We start from the raw sequence: 17,693 nt of genomic DNA, 5'->3' as shown, positions 1-17,693 counted from the left end.
GGAGTACTAGGCCGCTATACGATGGGGCCGCAACCTCCGTTAGGAGGTTAGCTGGGATACCAGGACTCGAACCTAGAACAAAGGAACCAGAAACCTTCGTGTTGCCAATTACACCATATCCCATTACTCTATTGAGTTACCGTTCCGTTTTTCGCCTTTCGGCTTTTCACCGGAACGAGTAATAACTATACGGGTCTTTCTGGAGGCGTGCAAGCCGAAATCTGGAGAGCCGCCTCACATTCACGGTTTTATGCCCGCTACTTCCGCGTGTTTCCGGGGTTTTTGGGGTTAAAAAGTTTTTTAAATTTCTTCAAAAAGAGGGTTTTGGGGCCGATTTTCACCCCTCAAAGCAGCTCCGAGGTGGCTCGGAGAGCAGTTTTACCCCCTCCCCCCGCACGCTTTGCATCCCAAATTTTTTTGAAGATTTTTCCTGCACCGCCTCCCGATAGCCAGATGACCGGGCAGTCAGATAACCAGATAACCAAAGCATCATGGCGACCAACCCACCCAAGCAACCACCTCGGGAAAGATCACAGGACCCGCTGCCCACGCCTCCAAAAACTAAAAACCCAGAGACAACGAAAAGCCCCGAGGCGAACCTCGGGGCTTGAGTGGAGCGGTTGACGAGACTTGAACTCGCGACATCCACCTTGGCAAGGTGGTGCTCTACCAACTGAGCTACAACCGCATGTTTTCGCTTTGAACTTTTCAGTTCGTCGCAACAACAGGTACTACTATACGAGCTTTTGCCGGGGTGCGCAAACCAAATTCTTGCCACACTCCCCAAAATGGAACCAGATTCACCCACATAAAACATACTGACTAGTAGTTTTACAGGAAATATCCATCACAAAAAATATTCTTAAATTTATGAAAAATCCCCTTATCCTCCGGGTTCCTTCAGACCTTTCGGTCGTCTGATTCCCGTTGGATAAGGGGATTCTCTAGAGCTTAGTCGCTGCTACCGCCAGAGTCGCCTCCACCGGAATCGCCGCCACCAGAGTAGTCGGAGCTGCTGTAGCTACTGTAGTCCGAACTGCTGGAGCTTCCGGCGTCGAAGTCGCCCGCGTCCGGGTCGGGGCCCGGGTCCACGAAGTCGTCTTCGTCGTCCTCTTCACGCGAAGAGTCCGAGGTGTCTACGCCGTCAGACGAACTGCTCACGTCGCCGCCGCGGGCGTGCCGTGCCTGAGCTTCTTGAGCGTTCAGGGCGGCGCGCGCCTCGAAGTAGGCAGTCACGTATCCGAAGGCTGCCGCAACGACAACAGCGACCACCATCAAGACGGACTTGTCCATGTTGGCGATGTACAGAATCAGCCAGATAATGCAGGCGTTGGTGAGCGCCATGATGGAGCCCTTCAGCAGCGCCTTCCCCATGATCGATTGATTCATGGTTAGCTCAGTTCAGCGGCAAGCTTGCGCAGGCGTGCGAGGGAGGATTCCTTACCCAGGATTTCCATGGATTCGAACAGGGGCGGGGAGATGCGCTCACCGGACACTGCGATACGCACGGGGCCGAATGCGAGGCGCGGCTTAATTTCCAGGCCGTCGACGATTGCGGCGCGCAGGGCTGCCTCAATGTTGGCTGCGGTGAAGTCCTCGAGGGGCTCCAGAGCTTCGATTGCGGCGGCGAGGACCTGCGGTGCGGATTCCTTGAGCTGCTTGCGTGCATCGTCTGCGGTGCTGATCTCTTCGTCAGTCTTGAAGAGGAATGCGAGCAGGCCGGGTGCTTCGCCGAGCAGCTGCATGCGCTCCTGGACGAGGGGCGCGGCTTCGGTGAGGACCTGCTCTTCACGCTCGGTGAGGGTTTCGCCGAGTACGCCTGCAGCCTGCAGGTACGGGATGAGGCGGTCGCGGAAGTCCTTGGGGTCGAGCGCACGGATGTGGTCGCCGTTGATGGACTCTGCCTTCTTCACGTCGAAGCGTGCGGGGTTGGCGACAACGTCGTGTACGTCGAAGTGCTCGACGAGCTCGTCGATGGTGAAGACGTCCTGGTCTGCGGAGAGGGACCAGCCCAGCAGGGACAGGTAGTTCAGCAGGCCTTCCTTGATGAAGCCGGAGTCGCGCAACAGGAAGAGGTTCGATTCGGGGTCGCGCTTGGAGAGCTTCTTGTTGCCCTGGCCCATGACGTAGGGCAGGTGGCCGAATTCGGGGATGAAGCTGGTCACGCCGGTGTCGATGAGTGCGCGGTAGAGCGCAATCTGACGCGGGGTGGAGGAGAGCAGGTCTTCGCCGCGCAGCACGTGGGTGATGCCCATGAGTGCGTCGTCGACGGGGTTCACGAAGGTGTACAGCGGGTCGCCGTTGGAGCGGACGACCACGTAGTCGGGTACGGTGCCTGCCTTAAAGGTGATTTCACCGCGAACGAGGTCGTTGAAGGTGATGTCTTCGTCGGGCATGCGCAGACGCCACACGGGCTGGCGGCCCTCGGCGCGGTAGGCTTCCTTCTGCTCTTCGGTGAGGTTGCGGTCGTAGTTGTCGTAGCCGAGCTGCGGGTCCTGACCGGCTGCCTTGCGGCGTTCCTTCACCTCGTCGGGGGTGGAGAAGTCTTCGTACACGTAGCCGCCTTCAACGAGCTTTTCGAAGATCTCGTTGTAGATGCCTGCGGTCTTACGCTCGGACTGGCGGTAGGGCTCGTGGGGGCCGCCGACGCCAACGCCTTCGTCCCAGTTGATGCCGAGCCAGTGCAGGGATTCGAGCACCTGGTTGAACGACTCTTCGGAGTCGCGTGCTGCGTCGGTGTCTTCGATGCGGAAGATCAGCTTGCCGCCGGTGTGGCGTGCGTACGCCCAGTTGAAGAGGGCGGTGCGGACCATGCCCACGTGCGGGGTACCGGTGGGCGAGGGGCAGAAGCGGACGCGGGTGTCTGCAGGGCTGTTGAGTACGGGACCGTGGTATTCGGTCATGATGTCTCCTTGACGGTGTGTTTCAGGATGTACGTTACGTTTTTGGGGGCGGGCTGCTTAGTCGCGCACGCGGGTGACGAGGGAGCCGATGCCTTCGACTTCGACCTCTACTTCGTTGCCGTCGCGCAGTACGCTGATGCCGGCGGGGGTGCCGGTGAGCAGTACGTCGCCGGGCAGCAGGGTGAAGATTTCGGAGGCTGCGGCAACCTGTTCGGCTACGGAGTAGTGCATTTCGGAGGTGTTGCCTTCCTGCACGACGTCGCCGTCAACCCAGGTGGTGATGTTCAGCGAGTCGGTGTCCAGGTCGGTTTCGATCCAGGGGCCGAGCGGGGTGGAGCCGTCGAAGCCCTTAGCGCGGGTCCACTGGCGGTCTTCGAGCAGGTCGCGGGCGGTGAGGTCATTGGCTACGGTGTAGCCGAAGATGACTTCGTGCACGCGCTCAAGAGGCACGGACTTGGCGATACGACCGATAATGACGGCGAGTTCACCTTCTGCGCTGACGGCTTCGGAGTACTCGGGCAGGGTCACGGGGTCGCCGGGGCCAATTACGGTGGTGTTGGGCTTGAGGAAGAACTGCGGGGAGGCGGGCGCCTCGGTTCCTGCCCAGTTTGCGATCGCTCCAATCACCTTGGAGCGGGGGATAATCGGGGCGAGCAGGCGCACCTGGTCGATGGGGTAGGTGGTGCCGGTCGGTTCGATACCCGAGTAGAAGGGGTCGCCGGCGAGTACGCGCAGGGTTTCTTCGCCTGCGTCACCTTCTACCAGCCCGAAGTGGAGCTCATTATTTACGGTAAATCGTGCAATACGCATACTTTCTAGGGTACCAGCCTTCGAGGGCGGGGGCGGCGGGCGGAATTGGCGGGGCAGGTTTTAGCGGGGGTTTTATCAAGGGGCGGCGGCGGGGTGCGCTTCCCCTCCCCTACAGCATTTAGCGGGCACAGCGAATCCCCGCGGGTGTGCGTTCCGGGTGGGAGCGCATCCTGCGGGGATTTCGCGGGTGACATGAGTCAGAGGTCTTAGATGAGGCGGGTCATCCAGCCGTGGCGGTCCTCAACGGTGCCGAGCTGAATGCCGACGAGCTCTTCGCGCAGGCTCTTGGAGATTTCGCCGAAGTGCTCGGTGGGTGCCGGAATCTCGAAGTCTTCTGCCTTGAGCTTGCCGATGGGAGCGACCACCGCTGCGGTGCCGCAGGCGAAGATTTCAGTGATGTCGCCGTTTGCTACGCCTTCACGCCACTCGTTGAGGGTGATTGCGCGCTCTTCGACGGTCATGCCGCGGTCCTTAGCCAGCTGAATCAGCGAGGAGCGGGTCACGCCCTCCAGGATGGTACCGGTCAGCTCGGGGGTAACAATCTTGTTTTCCTTGCCGAAGATGAAGAACACGTTCATGCCGCCGAGCTCTTCGATGGCGTCGCCGCGGTGCGGGTCCTTGAAGATGACCTGCTTGCAGCCGTGCTTCTCGCCCTCGGTCTGGGCAATCATGGATGCTGCGTAGTTACCGCCGCACTTTGCTGCACCGGTGCCGCCTTCGCCTGCGCGGGCGTAGGTGGTGGAGAGCCAGATGTCCACGGGTTCGGGGGTGCCGAAGTAGTTACCTGCGGGCGAGCCAATCACGTGGTACTGCACGTGGCGTGCGGGGCGAACACCCAGGAACGCCTCGGTTGCGATCATAAAGGGGCGGAAGTAGAAGGCCTCACCGTCGCCGGTGGGAACCCACTGCTCGTCCATCTTCACGAGTTCGCGCAGGGACTCGATGAAGGTCTCTTCGGGCAGTTCGGGCAGGGAGAGGCGGCGTGCGGAGTTCGCGAAGCGTGCCGCGTTCTTTTCGGGGCGGAAGGTCCACACGGAGCCGTCAGCGTGGCGGTAGCCCTTGATGCCTTCAAAGATTTCCTGGCCGTAGTGGAAGACGGATGCTGCGGGGTCGAGGACGAGCGGGCCGTAGGGGCGAACTCGTGCGTCGTACCAGGTGCCACCGGTCTTGTAGTCGCCTTCCCAGTCGATGGTGACCATGTGGTCGGTGAAGTAGTCACCGAAGCCGGGGTTTGCAAGGATTTCGGCGCGGCGTTCGGCGGTGGCGGGTGACTGGTTTGCTTCGTGGCTGAATTCGATGGCCATCGTTCTGCGTTCCTCTTCGTCTAGTTGCCTCTGTGGGCGTTCTTTGAGTGGCGGTTCTCGCGTCGGGGCGTAGAACCGGTGTGTGCCGCCGGGCGCGTTGTCGTGCGGGGCAGATGGTGCATCTAGCGGTCTGTGCTAGTCGGATGCATTGCAGTGAGTGGTGGAGGGTGTCCACCGCCGAAGTGCCGGGCGGGTGTGCCTGACCTGTTTTAGAGTACCGGAAAGATGAGTTTGCCGCATGTGCACCTTTTCTCCCATTCAGGATGTGAACAGGTGAAGCCCGGAAGGTGTGTTCCTTCCGGGCTTCACTAGCGTTTTTATTCAGCGCTCACGCTGTCATGAGCAGACCTTAGCCGAGGCGTGCGAGCACATCCGCGCCGACCTGATCGGTTCCGCGCACGCTCGCGCCGTTTTCGCGCATATCTGCCTCAACAGCGTCCTCAATGCGGGCTGCGGCGGCGTCGTGGCCGAGGTGGCGCAGCAGCATTGCGCCGGCGAGGATTGCGGCGGTGGGGTTTGCCTTGTTCTGGCGGGCGATGTCCGGTGCGGAGCCGTGTACGGGCTCGAACATGGAGGGGAATTCGCCGACGGCATTGATGTTGCCGCTTGCCGCGTAGCCGATACCGCCGGTGACTGCACCGGCGAGGTCGGTGATGATGTCGCCGAAAAGGTTGTCGGTGACGATCACGTCGAAGCGGGCGGGGTCGGTGACCATGAAGATGGTGGTCGCGTCAATGTGCAGGTAGTCGGTCTCAACCTCGGGGAATTCAGCCGCGATTTCGGTGAAGTAGCGGTTGTAGAGGCGACCTGCGTGAGTGAGCACGTTGGTCTTGTGCACGAGGGTGACCTTCTTGCGGCGGGTGGACGCCAGCTCGAAAGCGTAGCGCACCAGGCGCTCCACGCCGTGCGCGGTGTTGAGGGAGACCTCGGTGGCAATCTCGTGCGGGGTGCCCTGGCGAATCACGCCGCCGTTACCGATGTAGGGGCCTTCAGTGCCTTCACGCACGACCACGAAGTCGATGTTGCCGGGGTTGGCGAGCGGGGAGACCGCGCCGGGGTACAGGCGGGAGGGGCGCAGGTTGATGTAGTGGTCGAAGGCGAAGCGCAGCTTGAGGAGCATTTCGCGTTCGATGAGGCCGGAGGGAATCTTGCCGCTGCGCGGGTCTGCACCGATAGCGCCGAAGAGGATCGCGTCGTGCTGCTTGAGGGCGTCCATGGTGGAGTCGGGCAGCGTTTCACCGGTTTCCAGCCAGTGCTCGGCGCCGAGCTTGTAGTGGGTGGGGGTTACGGTGATGTTTTTGAGCTCACAGGCGCGGGTGAGGATGCGCTGGGCTTCGGTAATGATTTCGGGGCCGATGCCGTCGCCGGGGATGACGGCAAGGTCGATGCTACGTGCTTCAGTCATGCCTCTACCGTAATACGCGCCGCGGGTGGGCGGTAGAGTGGGCGGGCGGGTTCTCAGACTCTGGGCTAGGCAGAGTCTGGGCTAGAGAGTTCCAGGTTAGCTACCGCTCCCCTGCCCCGCCGGTTAAAACAATATTCCCCGGCTGATAATTCAGCCGGGGAATATTGTTTATCTACGAGTTCTCACAGGGTAAGAACTTAGACACTATTAGGAGCGCTCGCAGAGGGTGACCTTCACGTAACCGGGGTTACGAACGCCAGCTTCCTTTGCACCATTGTTAGCGGATGCGATGGCACCGCCGGCAACACCGGGAGCAACGTAGGAGCCACCTGCGCCACCTGCGCCTGCCTGAAGCAGTGCGCCAACGTTCTGGCGGTAACGAGTGGGCTCTTCGTTAGCGTTCCACTTCTGGGAGGTGATGATGGAGGAGAGGCCGCGAGCAGCACCGGAGCCACCGCCACCGTAGCCTGCGCCACCACCTGCGGAGACAACGGTCTGGTAACCGTTGAAGGACTTGCGGGTGGATTCCTCCTTCAGGCTGGTCGTATCCTTGAGGTTAACAGGGTTGGTCGCGTGAACGATTTCCAGCTTGGAGATATCGTTGTTGTCGATCTGGTAGGAGTACGCGAAGACGCCGTCTGCACCCTTACCATCGAAGCCGGAGCCACCCTTGTCACCAGCGGTAGCGGAGCTGAAGAGCTCCTGCTTGTTCTGGCTCTTGAAGCCCAGAACGCCGTAGACGTTACCCTTGTCGTTGTACAGCATGGGCTGCTCGCCACCTGCACCACCCTGACCGTTACCGCCACCGTTACCACCGGCAACCTTCATAGCGGTACGATCGGAGGCGAACGGCTTCAGAACGGTGTAGTGGGAGACAGAGGTCTCAGCGCTGTCACCGGTTGCAGCGGATGCGCTTGCACCTGCGGGCAGAACGGACTTAACGTCGGGGTCGCTCAGGCGGGTGGTGGAAGCGTCGACTGCCTTGGGGTTGTAGAACTTGTCACCTGCGGGCATGTTGTTGGTACCGGGCTGAGTACGGATACCCGCACCGCCACCGCCACCTGCAACAGCAACCGGGGTGCCGTCGATAACCAGAGCGGAGGAACCGCCACCGGAACCACCGTAGAGGTAACGCTTCATATCGGAAGGCTTGGACCAGTTAGCGTCAACGCGAGCCTTAGCGTCTGCGGGAACGGGCTGTTCGTTGACGTCACCACCGTTACCGTAACCCTTACCACCGGTTGCGGGGCGGGTCTGCCAGATAGCCGCGCTGTCAACACCGGGCTCGGACTCGAGGAAAGCTACACCACCGGCAGCTGCGACCAGCTCGATGACCTGGCCTTCCTTGACGGGCATTTCACCGGTCACGAGAGCACCGGAACCACCAGCAACCTGGTTGGAACCGCCACCTGCGCCACCAGCAACCTCGAAGCGAATCTTGTCAACCTTCGCGGGAACGGTGAACTTCACGGTGTCCTTAGCACCGGAAGGCTGACCGGAAATGCTGAACTTGGGAGCAGATGCGTACTCGCACTCAGTGGAAGATGCAAAAGCGGGAACCGCAGCAGATGCTGCAACAACCGGGGCAGCCCATGCTGCGCCAGCGACAACCTTGCGGCGAGAAATGTTAGTAGACATGTATGTCCTTCGAGAGTGATGTCATTTTGAGGAATAAAAGTTATCACCCGCCGTCGTGCGCGGCAGTAAACATCACTTGAAACAAGTCGAGTGAGTGAGTCGGCTTGAGCCTAACCTCTGGTGATAACGACATAATGCTGTATCCGCTCCCTTGCACAGGGAGTCGCGCTCCAGAACTCTTGGTGTTTAGTTCTGCGAGGTTCTTAGACCTCGGGCGCAGATTTCGGGTACAGCCAAAACTATACCCATCAAGAACCTGTACCGCAATGGTTCCAAATGTGACCCTGATCAGGAGGTTTGTCTTAAACCCTCCGCATTAGTTGAAGGTTTTTCAACCCAAATAGGTTACTTAAGGGAGTTTCAGGTCTCTTAAACCCGAATTCGAACCCCATACAACCCCAAACTCTCAAGCTTTAGTTGAACAAATAATCTAGAAAAAAGTAATCAAGGTCACTCAAAATAGGCGTTTTTGGCGTGTCACACACACGTAATCACACACCCACACACACAAAACCACAGAATATTCCTGCATGTGAGAGCAGAAAAGGGGGTCCCAACCCCTCGCAAGCACCCCGATACACTGGAAGCATGCCCCTCAAGCGCACCCAACCCCAGAAGAACCCACAGAACAGCACTGAGACAGCCGAATCAGGCTACGCCGTAACGCATACCCGCGGCATCTCAGAAAGTAGCGACCTGCCCGCCGACGCAATCAGCGCCTCCAGCCGCGTACAAACCTACCTCAGAGACAAACGCGGCTGGATGAACGTCCTCGTCGTCGCACACATGCAGTTCTTCTGCTGCATGCTCTCCGTTGCTTTCGTCAACAGCTACGGCTGGATTCCGCTCGTCTCCGCGCTCTGCAGCACCACCGCGCTCTACTTCCGCTACCGCTTCCCCTACGGCAGCATCTACGTGGTCATCGCGGCGCTCTGCCTCACCCTCGTGGAGCCCTTCCCCGACTCGCTCGCCATCACCTGCTACCCGCCCGTCAGCCTCGCCGCCTACCATATCGGCAGGCACTGGACCCGCCGCGCCCGCTTCCGCGGCCTCATTCTCGGCTGGGTCGGCGCACTCGCCGTCACCGTGCAGGCCTCACTCTCATTCCTCTACCACTGGGACGACATACCCGCCCGCATCTTCATCTCCCTGATGCTCGGCGTGCTCTGCGGCTCCATTTTCACCGTCTTCTGGTTCCTCGGCGACTCCCGCCGCATGCGCGAACTGCGCAGCGAAGAGTTCAAAGAACGCGCCCGCCGCCTCGAATACGAGCAGGAACAGGAACGCCGCCTCGCCGCGCAGGATGAACGCACCCGAATCGCCCGTGAAATGCACGATATTGTGGCGCACTCGCTCTCCAGCATTATTTCCCAGGCAGACGGGGCACGCTACGCAGCCGCGAGCGCCCGCACCGCACGCGCCCAGCAAACACAACAGGCACAGCAGGCACAGCAGGCAGAGCAGCAGACTGAACAGGCAGAGCAGTCGGGTCAGGCTCAGCAGCAGAGCGAACCGGATATTGCCGAGCAGACCCTAGAACTCATCGCAGACACGGCACGCGACTCCCTCACCCAGATGCGCTCCCTACTCGGGCTACTGCGCACAGACGAGGCAACCGCCTACGCGCCCGTGCCCGCCCTCAGCGATGTACCCGCCCTCGTGGAGCAGAGCCGACGCGCCGGGCTACCCGTCACCTTCACCGGAATCACCGGCACCATGGCGCGCACCCTGCCGCAGGGTGCCGAGCTGGCGGCGTACCGCACCGTGCAGGAGGCGCTCACCAACGCGCTCAAGCACTCCCCCGGTGCGGCAACCACCGTAACCATTCACTGGGGCGAGGACGGTCTGCACTTGTGGGTTCATAACGGCCCGGTTTCCTCTGCCGCGGCTCAGCACATTGCCCGCCCTGTGCCCGGTAGCGGCAACGGTCTGCGCGGCATGAGCGAACGCATCGCCCTCTACCACGGCACCCTCACCTACGGTCTGCAACCTGACGGCGGCTGGCTCGTTGAGGCGGCGCTGCCCTACCGCGACCTCTAATACCCGTGCCCTCTACTACCTCGTGATCTAGGATTGAAACTATGTACTCTTCTGCACCACAGACTACCCAGCCGATCCGCGTGATGCTCGTTGACGACCAGCGCCTAGTGCGCGGCGGCTTGAGCATGCTCGTCAACTCCCAGCCGGACCTGCAGGTCGTCATGGAAGCTGATGACGGCCTGGCGGCGATTGACGTTTTTGACCGCATGGTCTCTGAGGGGCAGGCGCCGCAGGTCATCCTCATGGATGTGCGCATGCCGCACTGCGACGGCCTGGAGGCGGCGCGCCGTATTCTGGAGCGTGACGGCGAGCGTGAAGTTTCCGAGGATGAGCGGGTGCGCATTATTATGCTCACGACTTTCGATACTGATGAGTACGTGTATTCGGCGGTGCGTGCGGGTGCGAGCGGTTTCTTGTTGAAGGACACCCCGCCGGAGCAGCTGCTGGAGGCGATTCGTACGGTGCACCGCGGCGATGCTGTGATTGCGCCGTCTGCGACTCGCCGCCTGTTGGAGCAGATGATTCCGGTGCTGGACTCCCCCGCTCCTGTTGTTCCTACCGCTCCTGCCGCTGAGTCTGGTCCTGCTATTCCATCGGCTGCTGGTTCTGAGCTTCCTAAGGCGACGTTTATTCCGGCTGAGCATGCAAGCCTTGAGCCTGTGCAGGATTATCCGCATCGTGAGTTGATTGAGCAGTTGTCGCCGCGTGAGTTTGAGGTGCTGGGTTTGATTGCGCGTGGCTTGTCGAATGCGGAGATTACGCGGGAGCTGGTGCTTTCGGAGGCGACGGTGAAGACGCATGTGTCGCATGTGTTGGCGAAGTTGGGTGCGCGTGATCGTGTGCAGGCGGTCATTATGGCGTATGAGGCGGGTATCGCCCACTAGCGCTCCCTTATATAAGGGCACAGCAGAATAGAGGACACAGTGAAGCCCCGGCGGGCGCCTCCTTTTCGAGGCACCCTCCGGGGCTCTTTAGTTAAGTAGTTTCTTCTATCTCGTCGATGATTCGTTCAAAGTCGCTCATCAGCTCAGGCAACTTATTCCGGGCGATGTCCCATAAGACAGCAAAATCAACGCTCACATAGCTATGAGAAATAATGTTACGAATAGCAATGAGGTACTGCCACTCAGCCCGTTCATACCGTTCATAATCTTCTGGGTATTTTGAACGAATTCTATTGAGGGTTTCGCCAATGACCTGAAAGCGCATGCAGAGCGCGTCCTGGACTACCCCGTTTGAATCGTCTATCAGGGCTTCATATCGCTCGGGCGTAAAAGCGTAGATACGCTGAGCTGACTCAAGAATCAGAGAGAAGTCGTCAAGCGAGCTTTTCATAGCGGCAACTCCACCATGTCCGGTTCTGCCTCCGCATAGATGCGGGGGCGCAACCGAGTGACCATATCAACGCTACGACCGGTCAACTGTTCAATGCGGTGCTGAGCATCCACCATCTGCATGAACTCGTCAAAAGGGGCTGCCCCCGGCATCTGCACCAAAAAATCCAGGTCGCTGGTTTCGGTCAGCTCACCGCGGGCGGCACTGCCGAAGAGTCGGGCACGGCGCACACCAGCGTCACGGAGGATCTGAAGAACCTCCGCTTCATGGGGTAGCGTGTACCCGCGACGCAGATTGGGGTGGCTAGTGCTCATACACCCATCATACGCGCAAAGCCATGCTACAGGTCAGCTCCAAGAATCTGAGAGCACAAGCACGGCAGACTAGAGGACACAGTGAAGCCCCGGAGGGCGCCTCCCTTATCGGGGCACCCTTCCGGGGCTTTCTCACGCCGAGTATCCGGGTTTGCCGGGTACTGTGACTATGCCAGGTACAGCGGGTTAGCCGCGCATACCCTCAACCGGGGACATGCGAGCCGAACGAGCCGCCGGCAAAGCCGAAGCCAGCATCGCGGCGAGCACACCCACAACGAGGATGACCACGTACCAGACGTACGGCAGGTCAAGCACCAGCGGGGCGGAAGCACTCATGGAAGACATAATAATCTGCGCCGAGAGGCTACCAATCACCGCACCGGAAACCATACCGAGCACCACAGCGGCGAGCGTAATCAGAATCGCCTCAATGGAGATCATGCGGCGCAGCTGCTTGCGGGACAGACCCAGCGAGCGGAGCATCGCGTTCTCGCGGCGGCGTTCGTTGACCGACAGGGTCATCGTGTTCGCCACACCAATGATGGAGATGACCACTGCGAGCATGAGCATCACCAGAGTGAAGGTCAGCATGACGGTCAGCAGCTGGTCGTAGGTCTGACGTTCCTGCAGACCACCGGTGAAGGAGCTGTCCGGGCTGGCTCGGTTCAGGTCAGCCTGCAGGGTCGCGTTCTCGCTACTGGTTAGCGGGGATGCGGCGCGCACCAGAACGACGGTGTCGTTACCGGTTGCCTGGCTGGTGACAGTCAGGTGAGCTGCCTTCGTCTGAGCTTCCTTGTCACCGCTGGCGATTGCTTCTTCCAGGCGCTTCTGAGCTTCCTCAGCGGCAGGGTTGGCAACCTTCTGCGGGTTCTTGGCGTCCTGCAGCTTGGCGGCGGTGGCAGGGTTGACAATCAGCAGGTTCTGCTTGGTTGCGGACTTGACGGGTTTGAGTTCCACTTCGCCGAGCGGGCCGTGTGCCTTCAGACGACTGGACTCATTCAATCCAGCGGACTTCCAGAGGCCCTGCGGCACGAGCACGGTGTCATCGGCAAGGTTCGAGTTTTCACCCGGCAAGATTGCCTTCAAATCGGAGGAGCTCAACGCCACCAGATCAGAATTCTGGTTGGCGGTCTGTCCCTCGTACTCGACGGTGTAGTCAACCACACCGGCTGCGTAACCGACGGCGGATGCCTGAACATTCTTAATACCCTTGACCTTGGAGGCGATTTCCTCCGCCTTGGTCACGGTGGAGGCAGCCTCAGACTGGTCGTACGAGCTGTACTTCGCCTGCGCAGAAATCGGGTACTGCTGATCCAGAGCCTTGGTCAGCGAGGCGCTCAACACCGAGTAACCGGTCAGCACAGTCGACACGACCAGGGTACCCACCAGCACGGCACGACCGGTGGAGACGGTGCGCTTGGGCGAACGCAGCGCGTTGGCGAGCGCAAGCTTGCCGGTCTGGGTGCGGGTGACCTTACCGAGGGCACGTACCAGCGGGGGCAGTACCAGCGGGGTGAGGAGGAAGACCGCAATACCGAGCAGCAGCGCGGCCCCCATCATGAGGAGGATGGCCTTATTGCCGGCACCCTCACCGGAACCCTGGTTCTGAGCCAGCATAGCCAGGCCGATACCTGCGGCACCGAAGACCAGACCCAGGATCGGGCCGACCTTGCCGGGCTTGCGCACCTCAAGGTTGGTGTGCTCGCTCATCGCGCTAATGGGCGAGATGCGCAGGGCGCTTCGTGCCGGGGAGAGCGACGCCAGAACCGTGACGATGGTGCAGATCAGGGTACTGATAATCACCGGGGTGATTGAGTACGAAATCATAATGGTGGTGAGGTTTGCACCAACCAGCGCGCCAACCGGGTAGGTCAGCAGCGCACCGATGAGGGAGAACACCATGCCCACGGTAATGGATTCGATGAGTAGCATCCGTACGAGGGAGCCGCCACGGGCACCGAGGGTACGCAGCAGAGCCAGTTCACGGATGCGCTGGCCGACCAGCACCGCGAAGGTGTTGGAGATGACGAACGAGGAGACCAGCAGAGCCAGTGCTGCGAAGGCGCCCAGGACCACGCTAATGGAGGTGAAGACCGTGGAGATGGTCTTCTGGTAGTCTTCCAGCAGCTTCTGACCGGTCATCACGCGCGGGTCGTTCTTGGTGTCACCGCTGCTCAGGGAGTCCTGCAGGCTCTTGAGCTTTGCGTCGGTTACACCGTCCTTGAACTTGAGGTAGATGAGGTTCGCGCCAGCCATGCTTCGGTAACCTGCCGCGGAACTCTTGTTTTCTGCCTCGGATGCCTTCAGCGCGGCTTCGCCGAGGCTGGTACCACCAATGAAGACAGCCTGATTGGTGGTGGAGCCTTCAAAACCGGGGTCGAACAGACCGACGACGGTGTATTCGGCGGTCTTGTCAGTACCGGGGGCGCTGACGGATTCTACAACGTCAGTGCTGGTGACCTTGCCGTTCAGCGAGAGGTTGTGCTTCTTCGCGAAGTAGGTAGAGACCATTATTTCGTGGTCGCTACTGGGGATTTTACCCTGCACCTTGTACGGGAAGAGGCTCGAGTCGGCGGGCAGCTGGTTGTACTGCACGGGGGTTTTCTGGTCGCCGGTACCGATCGAACCCGTGACGGCGTACTGTACCCAGTAGCCGGAGAGCAGGTCGCTCTGCTCCACCTTCTTAATCTGGTCACGGGTCAGGTAGATAGAGGTGCTGTCTTTACCGTCGCTGGTTGTAGCGGCGGAGGCGACGACCGCCTCGGCGCGGGAGAGCACGTCACCTACGGAGGAGTTGACGGTCGCCTGCAGCGAGTTGGTGAGCATCATAATGGCAGCGATGAAGAAGGATGAGATCGCGATACCTATGCCCGTGAGGATGTATTTTCCTTTGGAGGCGCGCAGATTGGAGTGCGCCACCGTGTTCAGTGTGGTTGCCACGGCTTATCGACCTTCCAGCTGTGCCATTGCGCCGAGGACGGCGTCGTAGGTGGGTTCGATCATTTCGCCGGCGACCATGCCGTCCTTGATGAAGACCACGCGGTCTGCGTAGGAGGCAGCGTTTGCGTCGTGGGTGACCATGAGGATGGTCTGTGCGTGGTCGGTTGCGGCGGCACGCAGCAGGCGCAGCACCTCGGCGCCGGAGTTGGAGTCGAGGTTACCGGTCGGTTCGTCGGCGAAGACCACTTCGGGGCGTGCGAGCAGGGCGCGCACGATGGCGACGCGCTGCTGCTGACCGCCGGAGAGCTGTTCGGGGCGGTGGTCGAGGCGGGTTTCCAGGCCGAGGGTCTTGACCAGGTAGTCGCGCCACTGCGGGTCCGGCTTCTTACCGGCGAGGCCCAGGGGCAGGTCAATGTTCTGGCCCGCGGTGAGGGTAGGCACCAGGTTGAACGCCTGGAAGATGAAGCCGATGTGTTCGCGGCGGAATTCGGTGAGGGCGTTGTCCTTCAGACCGAAGAGCTCGGTACCGCCAATACGGATGGAGGTTGCCGGGTTCGGGTCGGGGGTGTCCAGGGTTGCGATGGTCTGCATCAGCGTGGACTTACCCGAGCCGGAGGGCCCCATAATGGCGGTGAACTTGCCCTGCTCAAAGTCGACGGAGACGTTGTTGAGGGCGTGGACGGTTGCTTCACCCATGCCGTAGGTTTTGGAAAGGTTTCGTGCGGAGACGGCGGGCTGTGCCGTCTGTGCGTGAGGAGTTGTCGTAGTCATAGTTCAATTATTTCACGCAGCGTGGCGCTGACTACAGGGTTTTTCTCATCCTCCAGGTTGATTTTGGCAGGTGTTCACCGGGTCTTGACCTGCGGATGCGAAGGTTCCCCACTCATTCCACGGGCTGAAATGAGCCTGAGGCGGGCTGGGCGGGCGCGGGCCTCATCCTTAAGGATGAGTGGCGGATTACCCTGCATCCTTACCCTGCTTCTCTACCTGCATCTAACCTATATATATGCGAAAAGCCCCCGGCTCCTCCCCCATCTGGGGGGGGTCAGGAAGCCGGGGGCTTTCATAGACTATCCGTTACAGCGCTATCAGTTACGGCGCTGTCCGCTGATGCTCAGGCAGCTGTTATGCCTTGGGCGCTTCGTAGCGGGGGAACACCGGTGCGGGTGCGGGCAGCTCGGTGCCGGGCACGAGTGCGGTGCCGAGGGCTGCGAACTGGCGTGCGTCGCCTTCGGGTACGCCGAGCAGGGTCAGCAGCTTGGCGGTCGAGTCGGGCATGACGGGCTGCAACAGCAGGGCAACCTGGCGTACAACCTCGAGGGTTACGTACAGCACGGTGTTCATGCGGTCGAGTTCGCCGTTCTTGCGCAGGGTCCAGGGTTCCTGTTCTGCGAAGTAGGCGTTGGTGTCTGCGAGGACGGTCCAGATGCGCTCGAGTGCGCGGTGGAATGCCTGCTCGTCGAAGTCTGCACGGACGGGCTCGTAGAGGGCTGCCGCCTGGTCGAGGATCTGGCGGTCGGCTTCGGTGAACTCGCCGTGGGTGGGGACGGCACCGCCGCAGTTCTTGGCGACCATGGACAGGGAACGCTGGGCGAGGTTACCGAGGTTGTTTGCCAGGTCGGAGTTGATGCGGTTGATGATGGACTCTTCGGAGTAGGAGCCGTCCTGGCCGAAGGACACTTCACGCATGAGGAAGAAGCGGACCGCGTCCAGGCCGAATGCGTCGACGAGGTTTGCGGGGTCGACGACGTTACCGACGGACTTGGACATCTTTTCGCCGTTGACGAGCAGGAAGCCGTGGCCGAAGACGCGCTTGGGCAGTTCGATTCCGGCGGACCACAGGAATGCGGGCCAGTAGATGGAGTGGAATCGGGTGATGTCCTTACCGATGAGGTGCAGGTCGGCGGGCCAGTACTTGGTGAACAGCTCGTTGTCGGTGTCGGGGTAGCCGAGGCCGGTGAGGTAGTTGGTGAGGGCGTCGACCCACACGTACATGACGTGCTTGTCGTTGCCGGGTACGGGCACACCCCAGTCGAAGGTGGTGCGGGAGATGGACAGGTCGTTGAGGCCGCCCTTGACGAAGGAGATCAGTTCGTTGCGGCGGGATTCGGGGTAGACGTAGCCTTCGTTGGCGTAGAGTTCGAGGAGCTTGTCGCCGTACTTGGAGAGGCGGAAGAAGTAGGATTCTTCTTCGGTCCATTCGACTTCGGTGCCGGTGGTGATGGCGTAGCGCTGGCCGTCGCGGACTTCGGTTTCGTCTTCTGCGTAGTAGGCTTCGTCGCGGACGGAGTACCAGCCGGCGTACTTGTCGAGGTAGATGTCGCCGTTTTCTTCCATGCGCTTCCAGATGGCCTGGGATGCGACGTAGTGGTCGGGGTCGGTGGTGCGGATGAAGCGGTCGTAGCTGATGTTCAGCGCGTCGTTCATTGCTTTGAAGCGTGCGGAGTTCTCGTCGGCGAGTTCCTTAGCGGTCTTACCGAGCTTCTCGGCGGTGGTCTGCATCTTCTGGCCGTGCTCGTCGGTGCCGGTCATGAAGCGCACGTCGAAGCCGTCGAGGCGCTTGAAGCGGGCTAGCACGTCGGCTGCGATGGTTTCGTAGGCGTGGCCGATGTGCGGGTTGCCATTGGGGTAGGAGATGGCGGTGGTGATGTAGAACGGAGTTGCAGTCATAACTTTCAGTTTACCGCAGTCTTAGGCTAGGCTCTCACCGGGGTTACACTCTGGAACGCGGTATAACGCTCAGCCGCCATGCAACACACCAAAACGCGACAGCCCTTCCCCGCCCCAGTTCGCTAGGCACGGGGCGCACATACTGAACCACCGCACATCTACCGCAACCCCGGCGGGATTTGCTCGAGGTTCGGCACCCTCCTCGCTCCTACAGGGGCACCCGCCCTCGCTTCGCTTCGGGCACCCTGATGTCGCTACGGAGGCCACCGAAACCTCCACGCACCCGCCTAACCGGTGCAGCTACGTTTTCCGGAAGCGCCCTCAGGGTGTCACA

At 60.6% G+C, this 17,693-nt stretch carries 13 protein-coding genes and 2 tRNA genes; 2 read left to right on the top strand and 13 right to left on the bottom strand.

Going from position 1 to position 17,693, the window contains the following annotated elements; all coding sequences use genetic code 11:
- Positions 1-51: 51 nt before the first annotated feature.
- The 8 genes from HMPREF2928_RS05275 to HMPREF2928_RS05240 all read right to left on the bottom strand — a co-directional run bounded on the left by HMPREF2928_RS05275 (position 52) and on the right by HMPREF2928_RS05240 (position 8,060).
- Positions 52-123, bottom strand: a tRNA-Gln gene (locus tag HMPREF2928_RS05275).
- Between the two features lie 489 nt (positions 124-612).
- Positions 613-688 (bottom strand) — tRNA-Gly (locus HMPREF2928_RS05270).
- A gap of 263 nt (positions 689-951) precedes the next feature.
- The gene (locus tag HMPREF2928_RS05265; protein ID WP_070687552.1) at positions 952-1,389 is read right to left on the bottom strand and encodes a hypothetical protein; all 438 of its coding nucleotides are present in this window, start codon (positions 1,387-1,389) and stop codon (positions 952-954) included.
- A 2-nt stretch (positions 1,390-1,391) separates the two neighbouring features.
- Complete coding sequence (gene gltX / locus HMPREF2928_RS05260) at positions 1,392-2,903, bottom strand: glutamate--tRNA ligase (protein ID WP_070687550.1); 1,512 nt, start codon at positions 2,901-2,903, stop codon at positions 1,392-1,394.
- A 57-nt stretch (positions 2,904-2,960) separates the two neighbouring features.
- The gene (locus HMPREF2928_RS05255; protein ID WP_005507404.1) at positions 2,961-3,713 is read right to left on the bottom strand and encodes a fumarylacetoacetate hydrolase family protein; all 753 of its coding nucleotides are present in this window, start codon (positions 3,711-3,713) and stop codon (positions 2,961-2,963) included.
- A gap of 206 nt (positions 3,714-3,919) precedes the next feature.
- Positions 3,920-5,017: a branched-chain amino acid aminotransferase gene (locus HMPREF2928_RS05250; RefSeq protein ID WP_005507403.1), complete on the bottom strand. Its 1,098-nt coding sequence runs from the start codon at positions 5,015-5,017 to the stop codon at positions 3,920-3,922.
- A 349-nt stretch (positions 5,018-5,366) separates the two neighbouring features.
- Positions 5,367-6,422 carry a 3-isopropylmalate dehydrogenase gene (locus HMPREF2928_RS05245; protein ID WP_070687548.1) on the bottom strand — a complete coding sequence of 352 codons (1,056 nt, stop codon included), beginning with the start codon at positions 6,420-6,422 and terminating at the stop codon, positions 5,367-5,369.
- Positions 6,423-6,629: 207 nt separating this feature from the next.
- Entirely contained in the window at positions 6,630-8,060 is a 1,431-nt protein-coding gene (locus HMPREF2928_RS05240; protein ID WP_070687546.1) for a transcriptional initiation protein Tat, read from the bottom strand.
- A gap of 588 nt (positions 8,061-8,648) precedes the next feature.
- Between HMPREF2928_RS05240 and HMPREF2928_RS05235 the strand changes: the two genes are divergently transcribed.
- Together HMPREF2928_RS05235 and HMPREF2928_RS05230 are read left to right on the top strand one after the other, a co-directional pair.
- Positions 8,649-10,100, top strand: a complete 1,452-nt coding sequence (locus HMPREF2928_RS05235; RefSeq protein WP_210399872.1) for a histidine kinase — start codon at positions 8,649-8,651, stop codon at positions 10,098-10,100.
- A gap of 41 nt (positions 10,101-10,141) precedes the next feature.
- Positions 10,142-10,984, top strand: a complete 843-nt coding sequence (locus tag HMPREF2928_RS05230; protein ID WP_083311383.1) for a response regulator — start codon at positions 10,142-10,144, stop codon at positions 10,982-10,984.
- Positions 10,985-11,075: 91 nt separating this feature from the next.
- Here HMPREF2928_RS05230 and HMPREF2928_RS05225 read toward each other — a convergent pair whose 3' ends face one another.
- The 5 genes from HMPREF2928_RS05225 to metG form a co-directional block, all read right to left on the bottom strand.
- Positions 11,076-11,435 carry a HepT-like ribonuclease domain-containing protein gene (locus HMPREF2928_RS05225; protein WP_070614938.1) on the bottom strand — a complete coding sequence of 120 codons (360 nt, stop codon included), beginning with the start codon at positions 11,433-11,435 and terminating at the stop codon, positions 11,076-11,078.
- Positions 11,432-11,749 (bottom strand): nucleotidyltransferase family protein, encoded by a 318-nt coding sequence (locus HMPREF2928_RS05220; protein ID WP_049345616.1) that lies wholly within the window; start codon positions 11,747-11,749, stop codon positions 11,432-11,434. The genes HMPREF2928_RS05225 and HMPREF2928_RS05220 overlap by 4 nt, the downstream gene beginning before the upstream one ends.
- Positions 11,750-11,935: 186 nt before the next feature.
- Positions 11,936-14,689, bottom strand: a complete 2,754-nt coding sequence (locus HMPREF2928_RS05215) for an ABC transporter permease (RefSeq protein WP_070614940.1) — start codon at positions 14,687-14,689, stop codon at positions 11,936-11,938.
- Between the two features lie 3 nt (positions 14,690-14,692).
- The gene (locus HMPREF2928_RS05210; RefSeq protein WP_012903286.1) at positions 14,693-15,460 is read right to left on the bottom strand and encodes an ABC transporter ATP-binding protein; all 768 of its coding nucleotides are present in this window, start codon (positions 15,458-15,460) and stop codon (positions 14,693-14,695) included.
- 354 nt (positions 15,461-15,814) lie between these two features.
- On the bottom strand, positions 15,815-17,359 hold the full coding sequence (metG, locus tag HMPREF2928_RS05205) for a methionine--tRNA ligase (protein ID WP_049345067.1): 1,545 nt from the start codon (positions 17,357-17,359) through the stop codon (positions 15,815-15,817).
- Positions 17,360-17,693: the final 334 nt, after the last annotated feature.

This window comes from Rothia sp. HMSC072B04 (assembly GCF_001813725.1).
Classification (GTDB): domain Bacteria; phylum Actinomycetota; class Actinomycetes; order Actinomycetales; family Micrococcaceae; genus Rothia; species Rothia mucilaginosa.
Note: the sequence above shows the minus strand (reverse complement) of the source record. Positions and strands in the feature narration are given on the sequence as shown.